This is a genomic window from Marinobacterium sediminicola, from assembly GCF_022343685.1.
GTDB classification, from domain to species: domain Bacteria; phylum Pseudomonadota; class Gammaproteobacteria; order Pseudomonadales; family Balneatricaceae; genus Marinobacterium; species Marinobacterium sediminicola.
This window is the reverse complement of the sequence record NZ_CP092123.1, coordinates 3375568-3395711: the sequence shown is the minus strand read 5'-3', so window position 1 is coordinate 3395711 and position 20144 is coordinate 3375568. Positions and strand designations below refer to the sequence as shown.

Here is a 20144-nt window from a genome sequence, read left to right as displayed (position 1 = left end):
CGGGGAGCGCATCAATGCTGGTACGCTTCACCAAAATGCACGGTCTGGGTAACGATTTTATGGTGATCGATGCCGTTTCCCAGCGTGTACGCATCACTCCCAAGATCGTGCGCAAACTGTCGGATCGCCATCTGGGAATCGGCTTTGACCAGCTGCTGCTGGTTGAACCTCCGAGCCGTCCGGATATGGACTTCCGTTACCGTATCTACAACGCGGATGGTTCCGAAGTGGAACACTGCGGTAACGGGGCGCGCTGTTTCGGCCGTTTCGTCCGCGAACGCCGGTTGAGCATCAAAGACGAGATTCACGTGGAAACCGCCCGTGGCCAGGCGGTGCTCTACCTGCTGCCGGACCGTCAGGTGGATGTCGACATGGGCGCGCCTGAGCTGCAACCTGCCGAGATCCCCTTTCAGGCGGACCAGCAGGCGGTAACCTACAGCGTCGAAGTAAACGGCGAAAGTGTCGAGCTGAGTGCCGTTTCCATGGGTAATCCGCATGGTGTGCTGGTGGTCGACAATGTCGACAGCGCTCCCGTGGAGACGCTTGGGCCGGCATTGGAAGCCCATCCGCGCTTTCCGCAAAAGGCCAATATCGGCTTTATGCAGGTGGTGAACCGGGGCGAGATCCGACTGCGTGTCTATGAGCGCGGCGCCGGCGAGACACTGGCGTGTGGTACCGGCGCCTGTGCTGCCGTTGTGGCCGGACGTCTGCGTGGCCTGCTCGACGAGGAGGTGCTGGTACATCTGCCCGGTGGAGATCTGCGTATCCGCTGGCCGGGTGAAGGGAAGGCCGTGCGCATGACCGGTCCCGCCACAACCGTTTTCGAAGGACAGATCTACCTATGAACGACGCAAGCGAAGTACTGGAACAAACGGAAGTGACCGCTGATCTGGTCGCCGACTATCTGGCTGCGCACCCTGATTTCTTCAGTCAGTACACCCATCTGCTGGAAAAGCTGTATGTACCGCATCAACGCGGTAATGCCGTGTCGCTGGTGGAACGCCAGACTTCACTGTTGCGTGAGCGTAATCAGCAATTGCACGGGCACCTGTCCGACATGATCGATGCGGCCCGTCACAACGATGTTCAGTTCGAGAAGACCAAGCGCATGGTACTGGCGCTGCTTGAAGCCTGGACACTGGATGACGTGGCGGTGGCGATCGAAGAGAGCCTCTGCCGTGACTTCTACGGCGATGAAACCGTACTGCTGCTGTTCAGTGAACGCTCGCTGGACAGCAACAGCGTGCGCACCCTGGCTCGTGCAGAAGATTCGCTGGTGCAACCGCTGATTGAAACCAATCTGCCCAGCTGTGGCCAGCTTTCCGAGGCGATGAACCGCTTCCTGTTTCAGGAGCGCAGCGTCAAGGTGCAGTCAGCCGCCGTGGTGCCTCTGGTCAAGGGGGATACGCTCGGGTTGCTGGCGATTGGCAGTCATGATCCGAACTACTTCCAGAGCAGTCAGGGTACCCTGTTCCTGAGCTATGTCGGCGAAGTGTTGAGCCGGGTCATTTGTCGCATCCTGCAGGAACAGGAGCGCTGAAATGTCCGCGCCGGCCGAAGCCGATTGGCCGCAGCACTTTCTGCACTACCTGCGGGTAGAGCGTCAGCTCTCCCCGCATACGCTGAAGAACTATCAGCGTGACCTTGAAACCCTGCTGGCCGAGATAGGTCAGGATACCCACCCCTGGAGCGAGCTGGACGAAACCGGTCTGCGCTATGCCATCGGAGCCCTGCATGCTCAGGGACAGTCGGGCCGCAGTCTTCAGAGACTGCTCTCGGCGACGCGTACGTTCTACCGTTTTCTGGCCCGCGAAGGTTGGGTGAGCCGTAATCCGGCGCTGTCGGTCCAGGCGCCGAAAGTCGCCAGGCGCTTGCCACAGACACTGGATACTGAACAGGTCGGTGCTCTGCTGGACGTTTCGGGTGATGAGCCGCTGGATATCCGAGATCGGGCCATCATGGAACTGATCTACTCTTCTGGCCTGCGCGTATCCGAGCTGGTTGGCGTGGACCTGCGCGATCTGGACCTGGCCGAGGGAGTCATCGTCGTGCTTGGCAAGGGCAACAAGACGCGTCAGCTGCCGGTTGGCCGAGTGGCCCGGGAGGCGATTCGGCGGTGGCTGCCTGTGCGCCGGATGCTGGCGCATGCCGATGAAGTTGCGCTTTTCGTCGGCCAGCAGGGGCATCGGCTCACGACTCGAGCGGTGGAGCAGCGGCTGCGAAAGCGCGGCATCGAACAGGGCACTCAGGGACGGGTCTATCCTCACCGTCTGAGACACAGTTTCGCCAGCCATCTGCTGGAGTCCAGTGGCGACCTGCGTGCCGTGCAGGAGCTGTTGGGCCATGCCAATATCAGTACCACCCAGATCTATACCCACCTCGACTTCCAGCATCTGATGGAGGTTTATGAACAGGCGCATCCGCGGGCAAGGGAGAAACGCGATGATTAAGTGTGTGACCTTCGACCTGGACGATACCCTCTGGGCGGTCGATCCGGTGATCCATCAGGCCAATCAAACGCTCTGGCAATGGCTGGAAGCGAATGCGCCGCTGTTTACGGCCTGCCATCAGCTGGAGGATCTGGCAGAGGGCTCGGCACTCAGGGGTTCGCTGTTGCAGGAGATGCCGGAGATCGCGCACAGCATGAGTCTGATTCGTATCAAGCTGCTGGAGCGGGGCTGCCTTGCTGCCGGTTACAACGCGACCGAAGCGATCCTGTTGGCAGAGCGTGCCTTCGAGGTGTTCCTGCAGGCTCGGCATCAGGTTGAATTGTTTGAGCATGCTCAGGCGATGCTGGAGCAGCTTCGTCTGGACGGATATATCATTGGTGCGTTGAGTAACGGCAATGCGGATGTGGGCCAGACCCTGATAGGGCATTTGTTCGATTTTCAGTACAACGCCGATACGGTCGGATATGCCAAACCGCATCCGCAGATGTTTACCCAGGCCTTGCACCATACCGGCTTGCGGCCGGAGCAGGTGCTTCATGTCGGCGATCATCCCATCAACGACATTCAGGCCGCGCGAGAGGTGGGGATGTGGACGATCTGGGTGGATCTGCCAGGGCAACAGTGGCCACAGCCGGCCCGTGCCGATGCACGGGTCAGCTGCCTGTCGGAGATTCCGCTGCAGGTGCAGCGACTGGCGTCACAGGGTGAGAACCGAGTGACGCTCTAACCGGCTCAGGTGCGGAAACGAGAGACGGCCGTCTGCAGTTCGGTTGCCTGCTGCGCGACCAACTGGCTGGCATCGGCGTTCTGGCCCACCTGATCGTTGGCGACTGCCATGATGCTGCGGATATGCTCGATATTACGGGTGATCTCGGCGGCCACCGAGGCCTGTTCTTCGGTCGCCGATGCCACCTGAGTCGTCATGTCGACGATGCTGGCAGCACCACTGGTGATGGTGTCCAGTGCCTCAATAGTGGCGGAGGCTTCGGCGGCGCTCTGCTCGCTGTTGCTGACACTCTCCTGCATCAGTCGGCTGACGTTGTGAGTCTGCTCCTGCAGGCTGCGGATGCGCTTCTCGATATCGGCAGCGGACTGCTGTGAACGGGATGCAAGGGTGCGTACCTCGTCGGCCACGACCGCAAAGCCACGTCCCTGCTCGCCGGCTCGAGCGGCCTCAATGGACGCATTCAGCGCCAGCAGGTTGGTCTGCTCGGCAATATCCTTGATCACATCCAGCATGGTGCCGATGCTGTCGCTTTCGCTGCGCAGCTGATCGACAACGCCTGCGGTCTCGCGGGCTTTCTCGGCCATCAACTGAAGGGCATCAATGTTGCTGCGCACGCGAGCAGCGCTCTCGCTGGCATCCTGCTGTGCCCGGGATGCAGTCGCAGCCGTGTTTTCGGTATTGCCGGCGATTTCCTGCATGGAGCTTTCCATCTCCTGAACGGCAGCGGCAACCTGAAGCACCTGAGCCTGTTGCTGGTTCAGTCCCGAGGAGGTATCCCGCGTGGTGGCCGACAGCTGCTCGGCGGCGGTGGCCAGCTGAGCCGAGGTTCCGGCGACACGTGCGATCAGACCGCGGAAGCTGTCCATCATCCGATTGAAGTCTTCAGCCATCCGTGCGACTTCATCCTTGCCGTCGGTGGCGATTCTCAGTGTCAGATCGTGCTCGTCGCTGGCCTGTTTCATGGTGGCCGCCAGTGCGTTGATGGGGCGCAGGATGCTGCGGCCCATCAGCACGGCCGGAATAACCGTGGCCAGAATGGCCAGAGCCATGGCAATAAGCGCAGTAGTCATCAAGCGCTGCTGTTCACTGTCCATGCGTTTGTTGAGGTGCTCCTCCAATTCGACCTGAAGTTCATCCGTGCTTTTGACGGCCTGACGCATCTGGCCCATCAAGCCTGCATCTTCAGTTAGTCCCAGCTGGATATAGGCATCGACCAGGCGTTGAAAGTGCTCACGGTACTGCGCCAATAATGGCTTCAGAGAAGCGCTTTGGGACGGCAGCAGTAACATGTCGAGCTGCTGTTCGAAGAGGGTGGTTTCCTTGAGGAAACGGTCAAGGTATTTGGTATCCAGTCGCAGCAGGAAGTCCTTTTCATGGCGGCGCAGCATCAGCAGGGTGCTGAGAAGCTCGCTGTTGTCGGTGGCGCGGATTTCAGTTTCAACTCCATGAATGGCCGCTCGCAGTGCACCCCGAAGGCCTGACTTTTCATCCAGACCGATTTCGGTCCGCAGTTCGCTGACCGCCGCGAAAGAGCGATCATAGGTTTGCATGCGTTTGTCGAAGGTGTTGAGTTCATCCTGAAGCTCGGGTTCGGGCAACAGCTCTTTCAGTTGTTCCAGCTCGGTCTTGAACTCCGTGTAGGTGTTTTGGAAACGCCCAAGATAGCTGTCATCCAGGCGTGCCAGAAAGTCCTTCTCATAACGTCGCAGGTCCTGCTTGCGCCCTTCTACATGCGCCAGGGTTTCGCTGATCAGTACCAGCTCACGGTATTGCCCCAGGGTATTGAAAATGATCACCCCCATACCGATAAAGCCGACCAGTATGAGTGCGATCAGTGTGCTGAGTTTTTGTTTGATGGTCATGCGCGCAGGTTTCCAGTACCAGGTGACAGGATAAATGCCGGATAACGGGCGTATTAAAGCAGTCTTCAGTCCAGAAACAGGGCCAGCAGGTCATTCAGGAACAGGCGGCCTAGGGGGGTCGGTGCCAGTTTGTTTGTGTCGTTGACCATGAGTTCGCGTTGCCGGGCCTGCTGTAACAGCGCCTCAATCCTTGACAGGCTAACTCCAGTTCGCGTCTCGAACAAGTCCGAAGATACACCCTGAGTCAAACGCAAGGCATTGAGCATGAATTCGAAGGCGCGGTCTTCCGGCATGATGGCCTCTTCACCGGCGAGACGACGTTGTGGATCAAGATAGCCCTTGGGTTGGCGCTGCTTGTGGCGACGGTGAATCTGCAACTGACCATTGGGGTCCAAATGGCTGATCTTGCCGTGGGCGCCGGCGCCGATGCCCAGATAATCACCGAATTGCCAGTAATTGATATTGTGGCGCGCCTGTTGGCCCGGACGGGAATAGGCCGAGATCTCGTACTGGGTGTATCCTGCTGAGTCCAGCAGGCTTTGGCCCTGCTCCTGAATGGCCCAAAGGGCTTCATCGACGGGCAGTTGCGGCGGGCGGGCGTGGAACTCGGTGTTGGGCTCAATGGTAAGTTGGTACCAGGACAGGTGTCCGGGGTCGAATGCCAGGGCCTGTTTCAGGTCGTCCAGTGCCTGGTCAACGCTTTGGTTGGGCAGGCCATGCATCAGGTCGATATTGACGCGTGGAAACAGTGCAACGGCTGCTTCAATGGCGTGCAGGGCTTCATCGGGGTTGTGAATACGGCCAAGGCGCTGGAGGTGTTCGGCATTGAAGCTCTGTACGCCGATGGACAGGCGGTTGATGCCGGCGGCACGGTAAGCTTCGAAACGTGCCTGTTCAAAGGTGCCCGGGTTTGCTTCCAGAGTAATTTCGATATCTTTTGCCAGAGGGCTACGGCCGGAAATGCCCTTCAGCAGCCGGTCGATGGCGCTGGCACTGAACAGGCTGGGCGTTCCACCACCGATGAAAATCGACTCCAGTGGGCGTCCTTCAGCCAATACTAGCTCCGTTTCCAGGTCATCCAGAAGCGTATCTACATACACCGCTTCTGGCAGCTGTTCCGGGGCCGCATGAGAGTTGAAATCGCAATAGGGGCACTTGCGTACGCACCAGGGGATGTGCACGTAGAGTGAAAGCGGCGGCAGCTGGCTCATGCGTGCTTGAGCCAGGGGCCAATGGCATTGATGAATTGGCGTACCGCCTTGCCGCGGTGGCTGTACTGTTGTTTCTGCTCAGAGGTCAGCTCAGCGCTGGCACAGCCCGTTTCCGGTACATAGAACAGAGGGTCGTAACCAAAGCCGTTGTGTCCACGCGGCTCTGTCAGAATGCGGCCATCCCAGCTGCCTTGGCAGATCAGCGGGGTCGGGTCCTCGGCGTGGCGCATGAAAACGAGTACACACTGAAAGCGTGCGCTGCGCTTGTCTTCCGGCACCTGTGCCAGTGCCTGCAACAGTTTGGCGTTGTTTTCATCATCGCCGCAGCCTTCGCCGGCGTAGCGCGCCGAGTAAATACCCGGCGCGCCATTCAGGGCATCCACTTCCAGTCCGGAGTCATCAGCCAGTGCCGGCAAGCCGGTGATACGGGCGGCATGACGTGCCTTGAGGATGGCGTTTTCGACAAAGCTCAGGCCGGTTTCCTCAGCGTCATGCACGGCGAAGTCCGACTGGGGCATCACTTCGATCTGCAAAGGCGCGAAGATTTCACCGAACTCTTTCAGTTTGCCGCGATTGCCGCTGGCCAGAACGATCTTGTTTATCATGTGATTCCGTTATGTCAGTCGACGTAGAAGCGTTGGTCGAATTCAATGGTGTACGCCGGCTTGTTGGGGTCCGGCTGCACACTGAGCGTGATTTTCAGCTGCTCGTCCTCGGTGAAACGAAAGCCACCGATGTAATACAGGGCATTGCCTTCATCAATCTTCTTGAACTCCAGCTGTTGCGCCTGCCCCAGCAGGTTGGCCGCCTGTCCGGAAACCACGGCGGTGCTAGCAGACTTGCTGCCGTCTTCCTCGATTTTCAGCACCGATACATTGACCAGCGCACGGTACTTGCTTCGGATCAGCCCGTTCTGTTGGGCAACTTCAGGGGTGATAAAGCTGGAGTTGAACGCGTTGTAGTGGATTTCATAACGGCCGTCGGACACCGCCTGTTCAGCCAGGGCGATGGGGCTGAACAGCAGTGTCGCAGCGGTCAGTAAACGGCTCAGGGTGGCAGAGTAGAAGCGCATGATGTCCTCCTTATGTTCCCGGGGCGTCCTAGCGGGTGATACGGTAGATGGCGATTTCGCCGAGCATGTTTGGCCACAGCTTAATCCACCAATGGTGGCGATGCTGGTGGTCGACCACGGTACGGTCCAGAATCTGGATGTTGCGGTCGACACACAGTTGCTCGAAATCCTTGAAGGTGCAAAAGTGGATGTTCGGCGTGTTGTACCAAGTATAGGGCAGAAACTTGGATACCGGCATCTTGCCACGGAACGCCAGATAACCACGGGCGCGCCAGTGAGCGAAGTTGGGGAAGGTGACGATGCATTCGCGCCCGATGCGCAGCATCTCGTCAACGATCAGGTCCGGACGGTGCATGCTTTGCAGGGCCTGTGTCATCACCACGGTGTCAAAGCTGTCGTTGCCGATCGAGGCCAGGCCGTCGTCGATATCCTTTTCGATGACGCTGACGCCCTTCTCGATGCAGGCGGTCAGGTTGTCATGATCGATCTCAAGGCCATAGCCGTTCACGCCTTTTTCCTGCGTCAGGTGGGCCAGCAGTTCACCCTCGCCGCAGCCCAGGTCGAGTACCCGCGAGCCGGGCGCAATCCATTCGTTGATGATCTCCAGATCAGCGCGCATCGTTGGTTTCTCCTTTGGCTGTGGGCAGGGCATCAGCGATACGGTTCATGTAACTGCTGAACACCTCCATGTAGCGAGGGATGGGAATCAGGAAGGCATCATGACCCTGAGGCGCATCGATCTCGGCATAGCTCACCGGTTTGCCGGCCGCTACCAGGGCATCGACCAGTTCCCGTGACCGCTCGGGCGAGAAACGCCAGTCGGTGGTAAAGGACGCAACCAGGTACTTGCACTGGGCGGGCGCCAGCGCTGCGGCCAGGTTGTCCCCCTGTTCTCCGGCCGGATCAAAATAGTCCAGCGCCTTGGTCATCAGCAGGTAAGTATTGGCGTCAAAGGAAGAGGAAAAGCGCTCACCCTGATATTGCAGATAGGACTCCACCTCGAACTGGGGGTTGAAGTCAAAACTGAGTTTGCCGTCCCTGAGTTCGCGGCCGAATTTCTCGCGCATGCCGTCATCGGAGAGATAGGTAATGTGGCCGACCATGCGTGCCAGCATCAGACCGGTACGAGGCACGGTGTCATGCTCGTAGTAGTGGCCGTCGTGAAACTCGGGGTCCTTGGTGATGGCCTGGCGAGCCACTTCGTTGAACGCAATGTTCTGGGCGCTGAGCTTGGCGGCCGAGGCGATGACCACGCAGTGGCGCAGCCGCTCCGGATAGCTGATCGACCATTGCAGAGCCTGCATGCCGCCCAGACTGCCGCCCACCACAGCGGCCCACTGTTCAATGCCCAGATGGTCGGCCAGCAGCGCCTGGCTATGTACCCAGTCCTGCACTGTCATGATCGGAAAATCGGGGCCGTAGGGTTTGCCGGTATCCGGATTCAGGCTGATGGGGCCGGTAGAGCCATGGCAGCCGCCCAGATTGTTGAGGCTGACCACAAAGAAGCGATTGGTATCGATAGCCTTGCCGGGGCCGATGGCCGAGTCCCACCAGCCGGGCTTGCGGTCTTCCATGCTGTGATAACCGGCGGCATGGTGGTGACCGGACAGGGCATGGCAGATCAGGATCGCATTGGAGCGATCCGCATTAAGCTCGCCATAGGTTTCAATCATCAAATCCCAGCTGTGCAGCGTACGGCCGCAGCTCAGGTCGAGCGGGTGATCGAAATGGATACACTCGGGGCTGACCAGCCCCACGCAGTCATCGGGTATTACAGCAGGCATGATGGTTCTCACTCGTCAGGATGCAGGAAAGTCTGGGTGGCGCCTCGCGCCTCGATTCGAGCATCACATGTCGTAGTGCAACACCCGGCAGAGCATCAGAAACCTGGCTGTAAACAACGTGGTGTCCTTTTAATTCGTTGAAAGGGCGAGCGCGTCCGGCAGCTTGGCGGGTGCGTGGATGCGCACCCGTTTTTCCCGGCCCAGTTCACCGCTGATGATACTGACATCCCGTTTGGCAACACCGAAGGTCTTGGCCAGAAACTTGACCAGCGCCGCGTTGGCGCGACCTTCGATCGGTGGTGCCGCGATGCGGATCTTAACACTGTCTCCGTGCAGCCCGGAAATCTCGTCGCGGGACGCCTTGGGCTGCAGGTGACAGCGCAGGATCAGATCTTCTCCCTGCCAGCTATAGTAGGGCCCCGCCATGTCAGATGACAACAAAGGGCTTCAGATAGCTCTGCACGATCTGGATCAGCAGGAAAATCAGGATGGGCGACAGATCCAGGCCGCCGATCGGCGGAATGACCTTGCGGGCCAGCGCGAACAGGGGCTCAGTCAGCTGCAGCAGCAGCTGGGGAGCCGGATGGTAGCTGTCCGGGGCGACCCAGCTGATGATCACGGCGCCCAGAGTGGCCCAGAAGTAGATTGTCAGCAGGGTGTTGAGTACGCCGGTCAGCGAGAAGATCAGGACGTGCAACGGGTTGATAGACCCTCCTGCCGACGCGAACAGCGGCGAGAATTGTACCAGCACCAGGATGGCGATCGCCTTGACCGCGAGGGCGACGATCAGCGTTGCAAGGTCAAAACGGCCACGTGGGCGAATGATGCGCTGCAAGGGGCTGACAATCGGCTGCGTCACGCGCACCACCGATTGGGAAATGGGGTTGTAGTAATCAGCCTGGGAAAGCTGCAGGGCAAAGCGCATCAGCAGCAGGAAGGAAAAAATGCCTCCCACCAGGCTGACAATAAGGGTAATCGGATCCTGTCCCATGATCGGTCCTGTCTATCGAGTTGAGGGTCAGTCTTTACACAGCTCGTTGGCCATCTCGACGGCTCGGTCGCGGCAGGCGGTCATCGCCTTGTCCACGATCGCTTCCAGCCCTTCGGTCTGGAAGGTCTTGATGGCCTGTTCGGTCGTGCCCTTGGGCGACGTCACGCGGCGGCGCAGCTCGGCGGCATCCACATCGCTGCTGCTGGCCATGCGTGCGGCCCCCAATGCTGTTTGCAGCGTCAGGTCACGTGCAGTGGCCTCACTCAGGCCCAGCTTGACGCCAGCGGCCGTCATCGCTTCCATCATCAGGAAGTAGTAGGCTGGTCCCGAGCCGGAAACGGCGGTGACGGCATCAAGCTCGGCTTCGCTTTGTACCCAGAGGGCGATGCCCACGGCTTGCAGGATCTGCGTGGCCTGTTCGCGCTGAAGCTCACTGACCCGTGCATTGGCGAACAGACCGCTGGCACCTGTTTGCACCAGTGACGGGGTGTTGGGCATGCAGCGCACAACCGCGACATCCCCGCCCAGCCAGCGCTCCAGCGCCTCGAGGCTGATGCCGGCAGCGATGGAAACGAACAGCGGCTGATGCTGCCGAGCCGCATCGGCCAGTTCGGAGGCGACAGCCTGCATGATTTGCGGCTTGACGGCCAGCACCACCAGGTCCGCTGCGGCGACTGCTTCCCGGTTATCGGTGGTGGTGTTCAGTCCCTGTGCGGCCAGGTCTTCCAGGCGGGCAGACTCGGGTTCAGCGGCCCAGATGTTCTGCGCAGCAAAACCGTTCTCGAGCAGGCCGCCGATGATGGCGCGGGCCATGTTGCCGGCACCGATGAAAGCGACTACGGGTTGTTGGCTCACGAATCTACTCCTGTGGTTCAAGCGTTGTTGGTGGCGCGGGTATTGGCATAGTTGCGCGGGCCGAAGAGCGCGGTTCCGATCCTGACGATGGTCGAGCCTTCGGCAATGGCCGCATCCAGGTCAGCGGACATGCCCATCGACAGGGTGTCCAGCTGCGGCAGGTCTTGCTGCAGACTGGCCATCAGCTCGCGCACGCGGGCGAAAGTTGCGCGTTGAAGAGCCGGGTCCGTCTCCGGTTCGGGTATCGCCATCAATCCGCGCAGGCGCAGGTTGGGCAGTGCACTGACCGCACGTGCCAGCGCGGGCAATTCTTCGGGCGTGCAGCCGGACTTGCTCGCCTCGTCACTGATGTTAACCTGCAGACAGATGTTCAGCGGCGGCAGTGAGTCGGGGCGCTGTTCTGACAGGCGCTTGGCAACCTTCAACCGGTCCACGCTGTGCACCCAATCGAACCGTTCGGCGATGGCACGAGTCTTGTTGGACTGTATCGGGCCGATGAAGTGCCATTCCAGTGACAGGTCCTGCAGTGCTTCGATCTTGTCCAGGGCTTCCTGCAGGTAGTTCTCGCCGTAAGCGCGTTGGCCGCAGGCGTGAAGCTGACGGATTTCGTCCGCGCCCCGGGTTTTGCTGACGGCCAGCAACTGGACGCTTTCGGGCGTGCGCTGGCTGTTCCGGCAGGCGCTCAGGATCTGCTCACGAACACTGTCATACTTGTCTGCTAACATAATCACCCATGAATACTGACGACTGTCATTGGCACGTTATGCCTATTCTGCTAGAACAGTAAAGTTTAATGGAAGCTGCCTCGGATCTCGACTGCTTATGGATATTACTGAACTTTTGTCATTCTCCGTGCAACAGGGTGCCTCCGACCTGCACCTGACGGCCGGCATGCCGCCTATGATCCGTGTTGACGGTGATGTTAGGCGTATCAAACTCCCGGCTCTGGATCACAAACAGGTCCATACGCTTGTCTATGACATCATGAATGACAAGCAGCGCAAGGAGTATGAAGAGAACTACGAAGCGGACTTTTCCTTTGAAGTGCCCAAGCTGGCTCGTTTCCGTGTCAACGCCTTCAACCAGCACCGTGGCGCGGCGGCGGTGTTCCGTACCGTACCGAGCAAGGTGCTGACCATGGAAGACCTGGACATGGGCAAGGTGTTCAAGGATCTGTCCGAGCAGGCGCGAGGCCTGGTGCTGGTAACCGGGCCGACCGGCTCAGGTAAGAGTACCACCCTGGCGGCGATGATCGATTACATCAACGATACCCGCTCCGATCACATCCTCACCATCGAAGACCCGATCGAATTCGTCCACGAGAGCAAAAAGTGCCTGATCAACCAGCGCGAAGTGCATCGTGATACCCACAGCTTCTCCAACGCGCTGCGTTCGGCGCTGCGTGAGGACCCGGACGTGATTCTGGTCGGTGAGATGCGTGACTTGGAAACCATTCGTCTGGCACTGACAGCGGCCGAAACCGGTCACCTGGTGTTTGGCACCCTGCACACTACCTCTGCGGCCAAGACCATCGACCGTATCATCGACGTATTCCCGGCTGCGGAAAAGGACATGGTTCGCTCCATGCTGTCCGAATCCCTGCAAGGGGTCATCTCGCAGACACTGCTGAAGCGGGTCAAGGGTGGCCGAGTGGCTGCTCACGAAATCATGATCGGCACTCCGGCTGTACGCAACCTGATCCGTGAAGACAAGGTAGCGCAGATGTACTCGGCGATTCAGACCGGCGCGGCCTATGGCATGAAAACGCTGGACCAGTCGCTGACTGAACTGATGCAGAAGGGTATCATCTCCCGGGAGCTGGCCCGCGAGAAAGCGAAAAACCCCGCCGCCTTCTAAGGCTGGATGAAACAGGAGCCAAATTGTGGATTTTACCCAACTATTGAAAGTAATGGTGGATCGGGGAGCCTCTGACCTGTTCGTCACCGCCGGTGCGGCGCCGTCGATCAAGGTGGATGGCACTATCCGCCCGTTGACCAAGGAAAAGCTGAAACCCAGCCAGACACGGGCGCTGGTCTACAGCACCATGAACGACAAGCAGTTGGCCGAGTTTGAAGGTACCAGCGAGTGCAACTTTGCCATCAGCGCACCGGGCATTGGTCGTTTCCGTGTCAGCGCGTTCATGCAGCGCAACACGCCGGGCATGGTGCTGCGCTCGATCAACAGCCATATCCCGAGTATGGACGAGCTCAAGCTGCCGAAAATACTGCGTGACCTGTCGATGACCAAGCGTGGTCTGATCCTGTTTGTGGGTGGCACCTCTACCGGTAAGTCGACCTCGCTGGCGTCGATGATCGATTACCGTAACGAGAACCATGCCGGTCACATCATTACTGTTGAAGACCCGATCGAGTACGTTCACAGTCATAAAAAGAGCATCATCACCCAGCGCGAAGTGGGCATCGACACCGAGTCGTTCGAAGTCGCGTTGAAGAACACCCTGCGTCAGGCTCCGGACGTGATTCTGATGGGTGAGATCCGCTCTGCCGAGACGATGAAGTACGCGCTGGCCTTCGCTGAAACCGGCCATCTCTGTCTGGCTACCCTGCACGCCAACAATGCCAACCAGGCACTGGATCGTATCATCTCCTTCTTCGGTCCCGATCATCATGATCAGGTATGGATGGACATGTCCCTGAACCTCAAGGCGATCGTGGCGCAGCAGCTGCTGCCAACTGTTGATGGCAAGGGGCGCCGTGCGGCCATCGAAGTGATGATCAACACCCCGTTGATTCAGGACCACATCCGCAAGGGTGAGGTGCATGAGATCAAGGAAGTGATCAAGAAGTCTGGCAACCTGGGCATGCAGACCTTCGATCAGGCCCTGTTCAACTTGTACCGTGACGGAGTCATTACCTACGAGGTGGCTCTGGCCCATGCGGACTCGGCCAACGATCTGCGTCTGATGATCAAGCTGGATTCCGAGACCAGTGCCAAGGCTGATGCTCAGGAAGCGGATATGCCGAGCTTCACGTTGCAGGATGAGGATGACAGCCTCAACATTACCGGAGATCTGGACGTCAAAGGCATGTAAGCCCGTCAGCGGGAAGTCCATGCTCAGTCCCGAGCCGGGTTTATGCCTGTTTCACCTCAAAACGCCCGATGCACAGCATCGGGCGTTTTGTTTCAAAGCCAGACGTGGCCGCTTGCTGTTGTAGATATCCACTGACTCATTAACCGCTCTGCGTACCTGATTAAGCACACCCGGTTGAGTCCTGATCCCGTAATCCATATGCGCACGCGCAACTCGTTGCCTCATCACGCTCGGCCAAAACAGGGACGGGGATGCGGGAATTTTATTCAGACGGGACAAAAGCATAAAAAAGGGCAGCTAACGCTGCCCTTTTTATCGTCAGTTGCCGGAGCCCTGAGGAAGGGGCAATGCCGGCAGTTGAGGGGCGACGCGCCCGAAATTGGCCTGCATCAACTGGGCGGCGCGTTCGGTTTCTCCCAGGTGTTGCAGCAGGCGCTGAAGTTCGCTGAACGTTTCCACTCGAGGGTCCAGCTCGAAGCTGCGTTCGAAATGACTGATCGCCTGTCCCCACAGCTCGTTGCGCATGCTCAGGCGCCCCAGGGTCAGTTCAAGCTCGGCACAATCGGGGTGTTTCTTCTGCCAGCCCTTGGCGATATTGAGCTGTTTCTGCGGATCCTTGCCGGCAAGGGTGCCATAGGCTTCAACCAGGCCGATATCCCACTTGCGTTTGATCAGGTCCAGCAGCACCTCTTCGGCCTCGGCCTCGGCGCCGATCTGGCGCATCAGGTCGGTGTAGCGGCCAATGAGAGCCGGGTCCCGCAACAGATGCTGTGGCACGGCCTGCCAGCTGCGGCTGAGGGTGCGCAGTTTTTCCTGGTCATCAGCTTCAGTGGGCAGCGTCGTCAGGCTCTGCTCCAGTCGCTGCAGGTGGCACTGTTGTTCCAGTTCGGCCAGTTGAGTGTCATTGAGTACCCCCTGGCGTTTCAGCTCAGGCATTAGCTGAATCAGGGCCAGCCAGTCTTCAAGGCGCAGATATACCTGCTGCAGCAGGCGCAGAACCTGAGTGTTTTTAGGTGCCTGTCGGCGCAGGTTGAGCAGGTTGGCCAGGCAGGGCTCCAGCTGTCCCCGCTCCAACTGGAACTGGGCCTGAGTCAGCCCGATCGCCACTTCGGCCTGAGGCGTGGCCGAGCGAGCCTTGTTCAGCAGTGCATCGGTACCGCTGCTGTCTCCCTGCTCATGGGCGGCACGGGCGGCGGCCAGATAGTTGATGGCAGGCAGGTCCGAGCGCTCGGCAGCCTGGCTAAGGTAACGTTGCGCTTTCCACCAATTGCCTTCTGACAGGGCCACCATGCCCTTGAGGGACTTGCGTTGACTGATGCGCTGGTTGCGGCGGCTTTGCCAATCACGGACCCGAGCGCCAGGCACGCGGATACCCGAGATCAGGTTGAGCAGCCAGTGTCCCAATGCAAAACCTATGATCAGCAACAGCAGCAGTACCCAGAGGCTGGTTTCGATCGTCGTCTGTTTATAGGCGAGCAAAACATATCCGGGGTCCTGCACCATCATCTGTCCCAGCCAGGCGCCAACGACCAGAAAGAGGAGGAGGAAGATGAACAGTTTCTTCATCGATCAACCCTCCGCTCGCAGGTCCTGCATCTGACGCAGGTAGGTTTTCAGACTGGTCAGCGAACCGGAAATGTCAGGCAGTTCCGGTGCAATATTGACGGCCTTGAGTTCTTCCAGGCCACGCAGCATCGCCTGAGTGGTGGCGTTTTTGGCGTCGAAATGGGTGCTGATCCAGTCATGAGCCTTGGTCAGGCTGGCGTCATAGGCCTGCTGCTTGCGCTGCAGCAGTGCCATTTGTGCCTGCTCCAGCATCAGGTGCAGGTTTTGTTGCAGGAAGAAGGTCTGCTCCGGGGACATCAGCGGTTTGACCGGTTCGTCATGATGCTGGATCACAATCAGCGTCTCGAACTTGTCCATCGCCTTGTTCCAGCTGGCCTTGAGACCATCACCCCATGACTGCTCCACACTTTCCGGTGTGATCTCCTCCAGCAGGGCCGGCAGCTTTCGCTTGTCGGTGATCGGAGTAACGCGCAACTCATCCACCTGACGGTTCAGTGCGGCCAGCTTGAGGAAGACGCCTTCAGTGTCCAGGCGAGGCACGGCTTCCAACGCGGCAATATCTTCGGCCAGGGCCTTGCGCACATCATAGAGGGTGACGTCATCGGTTTCGCGCAGGCTGTCATCAGCAGATTTCAGCAACGTGAGCGCGCCGGATGCGGTCTGTTCCATCAGTACGCGCTGGTTGGCCAGGCGCAGCAGGTATTCCACCTCGGCCAGCAACCAGTCCTTGCGACTGACTTCGGCATCGGCGGTGACCTGCTGGATGCTTCGGGTCAGTCGGTCCTGTAACTCGTCGATATTGGCCTTGTCCGCTTCGGCTTTCGCCTGCAGCTGTCCAAGCTGCTGGCTGACGCTGGCAACCGTCTGGGCGGTTTCGGCACGGCCATTGGCGATCAGGGTTTCCACCTGCTGGCTGATCTGGCTCTGCAGCTGGTTGTTCTGCTGTTTTAGCTGCCAGCCTTCCCAGACCAGATAGGCCCCTCCACCCAGGGCGACGACGGAGAGCAACAGGGCCAGTTTACCGGGCCAGGTTGCACCGCAGCGTTTTTCTTTGCTGGACGGGGCGGTCGGAGCGTCCTTTGCAGGCTCTTTGACGGCGTCGGTGTTGTCAGCGGGTTGTTCAGGCGCAGCGGAAACCGCTTCGGTTGTCGTGGCCGTGGGGGTTTTGCTGTCATCAGGCACTGGGGTTGAGGTCTCGCCGTCTTGTTGTTCGGTGGTTTCGTTGCGGGTCTCTTTCATGCCGTTTTCCGATGGTCAGGCGGGTAGCAAGGCATCGACCATTGATTGGTCGTCCGGTCCCTGGGCTACCCGGATTCGGTTGAATCCCAGCGAACGAGCCAGCTCGGCAAGGCGGGCACTGGGAACGATGATCAGGGTGTCGGTCAAGGAGGCGGCTGCGGGTCCACACAGCTGCAACAGATTTCGTAAGGCTTGACCACTGGTGATCAGAATAGCCGATAACGGTTGTGCATAAATAGTACTTTGGATAACCGCAGCGTCATACTCCGGGCAGGCGCGGCGGTATATGTGCGCAAGGTCGACGCGGGCTCCACGCTGGCGCAAGGTTTCGGCCAGCAGTTCTCGGCCGCCTTCGGCGCGCAGTATCAGAACCCGTTCGCCGCTCAGCTGTTGCATGGACGGGTCGGCCAGCAGTGTCTCGGAGTCGAAACCGCCCTCGGCATGCCAGGCTGCAAAACCCAGTTGGTTCAGGGTGTCGGCGGTCTGTTTGCCGATGCCGACCCAGCGCACCCCCAGCGGCAGCTGAGGCCAGTACTCATCGATCCAGTCAGCACCAATACGGGCGGCGTTGGGGCTGACGAAAATGACATCGCGGTACAGGTCCAGATCCAGGATGCAGGCCTTGCACTGCTGATAGTCGGATCCATCCTGCTCGCGGGTCGGGATGATGTCCAACAGTGGGAGAGCAGCAGGTTCAGCTCCCAGCTGCTGCAGGCGGTCGATCTGGCGGGCAGACTGGTGAGCCGGGCGGGTTACCAGAACCCGCTGGCCGCTCAGCGGTTTATCCACGTTCGCTGTAAACCTCGCGCAGAATCTCGTCAGCGCCGGCTGCCAGCAGGCGCTCGGCCAGGGTGATGCCCATGGTCTCGGCCTCGGTGCTGGGGCCCCGGATTTCGTCACGCAGTACGCGTGTGCCGTCCGGGCGGCCCACCAGACCGCGCAGCCAGAGCTCATCACCGTCGCTGTTCAGTGTGGCATAGCAGCCGATCGGAACCTGACAGCCACCTTCCAGACGACGGTTCATGGCGCGTTCGGCCATGACTCGGCTGGCGGTTTCTGCATGGTGTAGAGGCTTGATCAGTTCGATCAACTCGGCGTCGTCGTTGCGGCATTCGATGCCGACGGCGCCCTGGCCGCCTGCCGGAAGGCTCTGTTCGGGCGTGATCTCCTCGCGGATACGCTCGCCCAACTCCAGACGAAGCAGGCCCGCGGTCGCAAGGATAATCGCGTCATATTCTCCGGCATCCAGTTTGCCAAGACGGGTCTGCACGTTGCCACGCAGGAAGCGTACCTGCAGGTCAGGGCGGCGCTCGCGGATCTGTACCTCGCGGCGCAGGGAGGAGGTCCCGACCACTGCGCCCTGAGGCAGATCATCGAAGCGATCATAGTCGTTGCTGACGAATGCGTCGGTCGGGCGCTCGCGCTCACAGATGACCGGTAGACCCAGTCCCTCCGGGAACTCCATCGGTACATCTTTCATTGAATGCACGGCGATATCGGCCTCGCCATTGAGCAGGGCGTGCTCCAGCTCCTTGACGAACAGACCTTTGCCGCCGATCTTGGCCAGCGGGGTGTCGAGGATCTTGTCGCCGCGGGATTCGATCTTGAGCAGTTCCACCTGAATGCCTGGATGGTGCCGTTCCAGCTCCGCCTTGACGTACTCGGCCTGCCATAGGGCCAGCAGGCTGCGGCGGGTGGCGATGCGGATGGTGCGGGACATGAGACTCTCCTTATGCAAGCGTCAACCCGGTATGCGGGGAAATAAACGCGATTGTACCAGAAGGGGATCAGCAACGGCCAAAGGGTGCAGACGCAAGACTGATGCAGGGCAGGGTTGCTATAATCGTCTGCAAACAGACAGGGCCGCTGTGGTGGCCGCATCAGTAGCAGGAGATTCCCGGCATGAGCCAGAAGACCAATCAGCAGTGGGGTGGCCGCTTTAACGAGCCTACCGACGCTTTTGTTGCCCGTTTTACCGCGTCCGTCGATTTCGACCAGCGCCTCTACAAGCAGGATATTCAGGGCTCGGTGGCACATGCACGCATGCTGGCCAAGGTCGGTGTGCTGACCGAGGATGAGCGCGATGCGATCATCCGTGGGCTGGGCGAAATCCGTGTCGAGATTGAGCGCGGTGAATTCGAGTGGTCCGTCGAGCTGGAAGATGTGCACATGAACATCGAAGCGGCCTTGACCAAGAAGATCGGCATTACCGGCAAGAAGCTGCATACCGGCCGTTCGCGCAACGATCAGGTAGCGACTGATATTCGTCTCTACATGCGTGACGAAATCGACCTGATTATGGCCGAAATCAGCCGCTTGCAGCAGGGGCTGCTGGATCTGGCCGAGCAGGAAGCGGACACTATCATGCCGGGCTTTACTCATCTTCAGACCGCTCAGCCGGTGACCTTTGGTCACCACCTCATGGCCTGGTTCGAGATGCTCAGCCGTGATTACGAACGCTTTGCCGACTGTCGCAAGCGCGTCAACATCATGCCGCTGGGAGCTGCTGCGCTGGCCGGGACTACCTACCCGATCGACCGTGCCTATACCGCCGAGCTGCTGCAGTTCGATGCCCCGGCGGGTAACTCGCTGGATGCGGTATCGGACCGTGATTTTGGTATCGAATTCTGTGCCGCGGCCAGCGTGCTGCTGATGCACATGACCCGGATGTCGGAAGAACTGGTGCTCTGGACCTCGGCCCAGTTCAACTTCATCAACCTGCCGGACCGCTTCTGCACCGGTTCTTCGATCATGCCGCAGAAGAAAAACCCGGATGTGCCCGAGCTGGTGCGTGGCAAGAGCGGGCGTGTGTACGGTCACCTGATGTCTCTGCTGACACTGATGAAGTCCCAGCCGCTGGCTTACAACAAGGACAACCAGGAAGACAAGGAGCCGCTGTTCGATGCTGTCGATACAGTGAAGGGATGCCTGCGTGCCTTCGGTGATATGGTGCCGGCAATTGAATCGCGCAAGGAAGAGATGCGTGAAGCGGCGCGTCGAGGCTTCTCCACCGCGACCGACCTGGCGGACTATCTGGTGCGCAAGGGCGTGGCTTTCCGCGATGCGCACGAAATTGTCGGTCTGTCCGTCGCCTACGGCATCAAGACCGGCAAGGACCTGTCAGACATGACGCTGGAAGAGCTGCAGCAGTTCTCCGATACCATTGAGCAGGATGTATTCGAAGTGCTGACGCTGGAAGGTTCGGTGGCGGCGCGTAACCACATTGGCGGTACTGCGCCGGATCAGGTGCGTGCGGCGGTAATCCGCGGTCGTGACCTGCTTGCAGTTCGTGCCGACTGATTCGCTGCGTTGAGTGGAGCGGGTGCCTGGCATCC

Annotated in this window: 21 protein-coding genes; 7 read left to right on the top strand and 14 right to left on the bottom strand. The window is 59.5% G+C overall.

The window, feature by feature from the left end; all coding sequences use genetic code 11:
• The first annotated feature begins 14 nt into the window (after positions 1–14).
• Genes dapF through LN244_RS15600 form a run of 4 tightly spaced genes read left to right on the top strand, consistent with a single transcriptional unit; the run spans position 15 to position 3177 of the window.
• Positions 15–845: a diaminopimelate epimerase gene (gene dapF, locus LN244_RS15615; protein ID WP_239040677.1), complete on the top strand. Its 831-nt coding sequence runs from the start codon at positions 15–17 to the stop codon at positions 843–845.
• Positions 842–1540 (top strand): DUF484 family protein, encoded by a 699-nt coding sequence (locus LN244_RS15610; RefSeq protein WP_239040676.1) that lies wholly within the window; start codon positions 842–844, stop codon positions 1538–1540. The genes dapF and LN244_RS15610 overlap by 4 nt, the downstream gene beginning before the upstream one ends.
• Position 1541: 1 nt before the next feature.
• Entirely contained in the window at positions 1542–2450 is a 909-nt protein-coding gene (xerC, locus tag LN244_RS15605; RefSeq protein WP_239040675.1) for a tyrosine recombinase XerC, read from the top strand.
• The gene (locus LN244_RS15600) at positions 2443–3177 is read left to right on the top strand and encodes an HAD family hydrolase (RefSeq protein WP_239040674.1); all 735 of its coding nucleotides are present in this window, start codon (positions 2443–2445) and stop codon (positions 3175–3177) included. Before xerC ends, LN244_RS15600 begins: the two co-directional genes overlap by 8 nt.
• Before the next feature lie 5 nt (positions 3178–3182).
• On the opposite strand, the gene LN244_RS15595 is transcribed toward LN244_RS15600, so the two are convergent.
• The 10 genes from LN244_RS15595 to LN244_RS15550 form a co-directional block, all read right to left on the bottom strand.
• Entirely contained in the window at positions 3183–5039 is a 1857-nt protein-coding gene (locus LN244_RS15595) for a methyl-accepting chemotaxis protein (RefSeq protein WP_239040673.1), read from the bottom strand.
• Positions 5040–5104: 65 nt separating this feature from the next.
• Positions 5105–6250 (bottom strand): radical SAM family heme chaperone HemW, encoded by a 1146-nt coding sequence (gene hemW / locus LN244_RS15590; RefSeq protein WP_239040672.1) that lies wholly within the window; start codon positions 6248–6250, stop codon positions 5105–5107.
• Positions 6247–6855, bottom strand: a complete 609-nt coding sequence (locus LN244_RS15585) for an XTP/dITP diphosphatase (RefSeq protein ID WP_239040671.1) — start codon at positions 6853–6855, stop codon at positions 6247–6249. The genes hemW and LN244_RS15585 overlap by 4 nt, the downstream gene beginning before the upstream one ends.
• Before the next feature lie 14 nt (positions 6856–6869).
• The gene (locus LN244_RS15580; RefSeq protein ID WP_239040670.1) at positions 6870–7322 is read right to left on the bottom strand and encodes a DUF4426 domain-containing protein; all 453 of its coding nucleotides are present in this window, start codon (positions 7320–7322) and stop codon (positions 6870–6872) included.
• A gap of 28 nt (positions 7323–7350) precedes the next feature.
• On the bottom strand, positions 7351–7941 hold the full coding sequence (metW, locus tag LN244_RS15575; RefSeq protein ID WP_239040669.1) for a methionine biosynthesis protein MetW: 591 nt from the start codon (positions 7939–7941) through the stop codon (positions 7351–7353).
• The gene (metX, locus tag LN244_RS15570; protein ID WP_239040668.1) at positions 7931–9106 is read right to left on the bottom strand and encodes a homoserine O-succinyltransferase MetX; all 1176 of its coding nucleotides are present in this window, start codon (positions 9104–9106) and stop codon (positions 7931–7933) included. Before metX ends, metW begins: the two co-directional genes overlap by 11 nt.
• A gap of 129 nt (positions 9107–9235) precedes the next feature.
• Positions 9236–9532, bottom strand: coding sequence for a DUF167 domain-containing protein (locus LN244_RS15565; protein WP_239042433.1), 297 nt, complete (start codon positions 9530–9532; stop codon positions 9236–9238).
• A gap of 1 nt (position 9533) precedes the next feature.
• Positions 9534–10097: a YggT family protein gene (locus tag LN244_RS15560; protein ID WP_239040667.1), complete on the bottom strand. Its 564-nt coding sequence runs from the start codon at positions 10095–10097 to the stop codon at positions 9534–9536.
• Positions 10098–10124: 27 nt separating this feature from the next.
• The gene (gene proC / locus LN244_RS15555; RefSeq protein WP_239040666.1) at positions 10125–10952 is read right to left on the bottom strand and encodes a pyrroline-5-carboxylate reductase; all 828 of its coding nucleotides are present in this window, start codon (positions 10950–10952) and stop codon (positions 10125–10127) included.
• A gap of 17 nt (positions 10953–10969) precedes the next feature.
• Positions 10970–11677: a YggS family pyridoxal phosphate-dependent enzyme gene (locus LN244_RS15550; protein ID WP_239040665.1), complete on the bottom strand. Its 708-nt coding sequence runs from the start codon at positions 11675–11677 to the stop codon at positions 10970–10972.
• 97 nt (positions 11678–11774) lie between these two features.
• Here LN244_RS15550 and LN244_RS15545 point away from each other — a divergent pair, with 97 nt between their 5' ends.
• Together LN244_RS15545 and LN244_RS15540 are read left to right on the top strand one after the other, a co-directional pair.
• Positions 11775–12809, top strand: coding sequence for a type IV pilus twitching motility protein PilT (locus LN244_RS15545; protein WP_239040664.1), 1035 nt, complete (start codon positions 11775–11777; stop codon positions 12807–12809).
• A 25-nt stretch (positions 12810–12834) separates the two neighbouring features.
• On the top strand, positions 12835–14004 hold the full coding sequence (locus LN244_RS15540; RefSeq protein ID WP_239040663.1) for a PilT/PilU family type 4a pilus ATPase: 1170 nt from the start codon (positions 12835–12837) through the stop codon (positions 14002–14004).
• Between the two features lie 318 nt (positions 14005–14322).
• Here the strand turns inward: LN244_RS15540 and LN244_RS15535 are convergent, their stop codons facing one another.
• Genes LN244_RS15535 through hemC form a run of 4 tightly spaced genes read right to left on the bottom strand, consistent with a single transcriptional unit; the run spans position 14323 to position 18529 of the window.
• A complete protein-coding gene (locus LN244_RS15535) occupies positions 14323–15570 on the bottom strand; it encodes a heme biosynthesis HemY N-terminal domain-containing protein (protein ID WP_239040662.1) in 1248 nt (415 codons plus the stop codon).
• A gap of 3 nt (positions 15571–15573) precedes the next feature.
• Positions 15574–16809, bottom strand: coding sequence for a uroporphyrinogen-III C-methyltransferase (locus LN244_RS15530; RefSeq protein WP_239040661.1), 1236 nt, complete (start codon positions 16807–16809; stop codon positions 15574–15576).
• A gap of 15 nt (positions 16810–16824) precedes the next feature.
• Positions 16825–17598: a uroporphyrinogen-III synthase gene (locus LN244_RS15525; protein WP_239040660.1), complete on the bottom strand. Its 774-nt coding sequence runs from the start codon at positions 17596–17598 to the stop codon at positions 16825–16827.
• A complete protein-coding gene (hemC, locus tag LN244_RS15520) occupies positions 17591–18529 on the bottom strand; it encodes a hydroxymethylbilane synthase (RefSeq protein WP_239040659.1) in 939 nt (312 codons plus the stop codon). Before hemC ends, LN244_RS15525 begins: the two co-directional genes overlap by 8 nt.
• A 182-nt stretch (positions 18530–18711) precedes the next feature.
• Between hemC and argH the strand changes: the two genes are divergently transcribed.
• Complete coding sequence (gene argH, locus LN244_RS15515; protein WP_239040658.1) at positions 18712–20109, top strand: argininosuccinate lyase; 1398 nt, start codon at positions 18712–18714, stop codon at positions 20107–20109.
• Positions 20110–20144 lie beyond the last annotated feature (35 nt).

Excerpts from the sequence above, each read along its gene's own strand:
- dapF (WP_239040677.1), top strand. The coding sequence starts at position 15 with ATGCTGGTACGCTTCACCAAAATGCACGGTCTGGGTAACGATTTTATG.
- LN244_RS15610 (WP_239040676.1), top strand. The coding sequence starts at position 842 with ATGAACGACGCAAGCGAAGTACTGGAACAAACGGAAGTGACCGCTGAT.
- xerC (WP_239040675.1), top strand. The coding sequence starts at position 1,542 with ATGTCCGCGCCGGCCGAAGCCGATTGGCCGCAGCACTTTCTGCACTAC.
- LN244_RS15600 (WP_239040674.1), top strand. The coding sequence starts at position 2,443 with ATGATTAAGTGTGTGACCTTCGACCTGGACGATACCCTCTGGGCGGTC.
- LN244_RS15595 (WP_239040673.1), bottom strand. The coding sequence starts at position 5,039 with ATGACCATCAAACAAAAACTCAGCACACTGATCGCACTCATACTGGTC.
- hemW (WP_239040672.1), bottom strand. The coding sequence starts at position 6,250 with ATGAGCCAGCTGCCGCCGCTTTCACTCTACGTGCACATCCCCTGGTGC.
- LN244_RS15585 (WP_239040671.1), bottom strand. The coding sequence starts at position 6,855 with ATGATAAACAAGATCGTTCTGGCCAGCGGCAATCGCGGCAAACTGAAA.
- LN244_RS15580 (WP_239040670.1), bottom strand. The coding sequence starts at position 7,322 with ATGCGCTTCTACTCTGCCACCCTGAGCCGTTTACTGACCGCTGCGACA.
- metW (WP_239040669.1), bottom strand. The coding sequence starts at position 7,941 with ATGCGCGCTGATCTGGAGATCATCAACGAATGGATTGCGCCCGGCTCG.
- metX (WP_239040668.1), bottom strand. The coding sequence starts at position 9,106 with ATGCCTGCTGTAATACCCGATGACTGCGTGGGGCTGGTCAGCCCCGAG.
- LN244_RS15565 (WP_239042433.1), bottom strand. The coding sequence starts at position 9,532 with ATGGCGGGGCCCTACTATAGCTGGCAGGGAGAAGATCTGATCCTGCGC.
- LN244_RS15560 (WP_239040667.1), bottom strand. The coding sequence starts at position 10,097 with ATGGGACAGGATCCGATTACCCTTATTGTCAGCCTGGTGGGAGGCATT.
- LN244_RS15550 (WP_239040665.1), bottom strand. The coding sequence starts at position 11,677 with ATGTTAGCAGACAAGTATGACAGTGTTCGTGAGCAGATCCTGAGCGCC.
- LN244_RS15545 (WP_239040664.1), top strand. The coding sequence starts at position 11,775 with ATGGATATTACTGAACTTTTGTCATTCTCCGTGCAACAGGGTGCCTCC.
- LN244_RS15535 (WP_239040662.1), bottom strand. The coding sequence starts at position 15,570 with ATGAAGAAACTGTTCATCTTCCTCCTCCTCTTTCTGGTCGTTGGCGCC.
- LN244_RS15530 (WP_239040661.1), bottom strand. The coding sequence starts at position 16,809 with ATGAAAGAGACCCGCAACGAAACCACCGAACAACAAGACGGCGAGACC.
- hemC (WP_239040659.1), bottom strand. The coding sequence starts at position 18,529 with ATGTCCCGCACCATCCGCATCGCCACCCGCCGCAGCCTGCTGGCCCTA.
- argH (WP_239040658.1), top strand. The coding sequence starts at position 18,712 with ATGAGCCAGAAGACCAATCAGCAGTGGGGTGGCCGCTTTAACGAGCCT.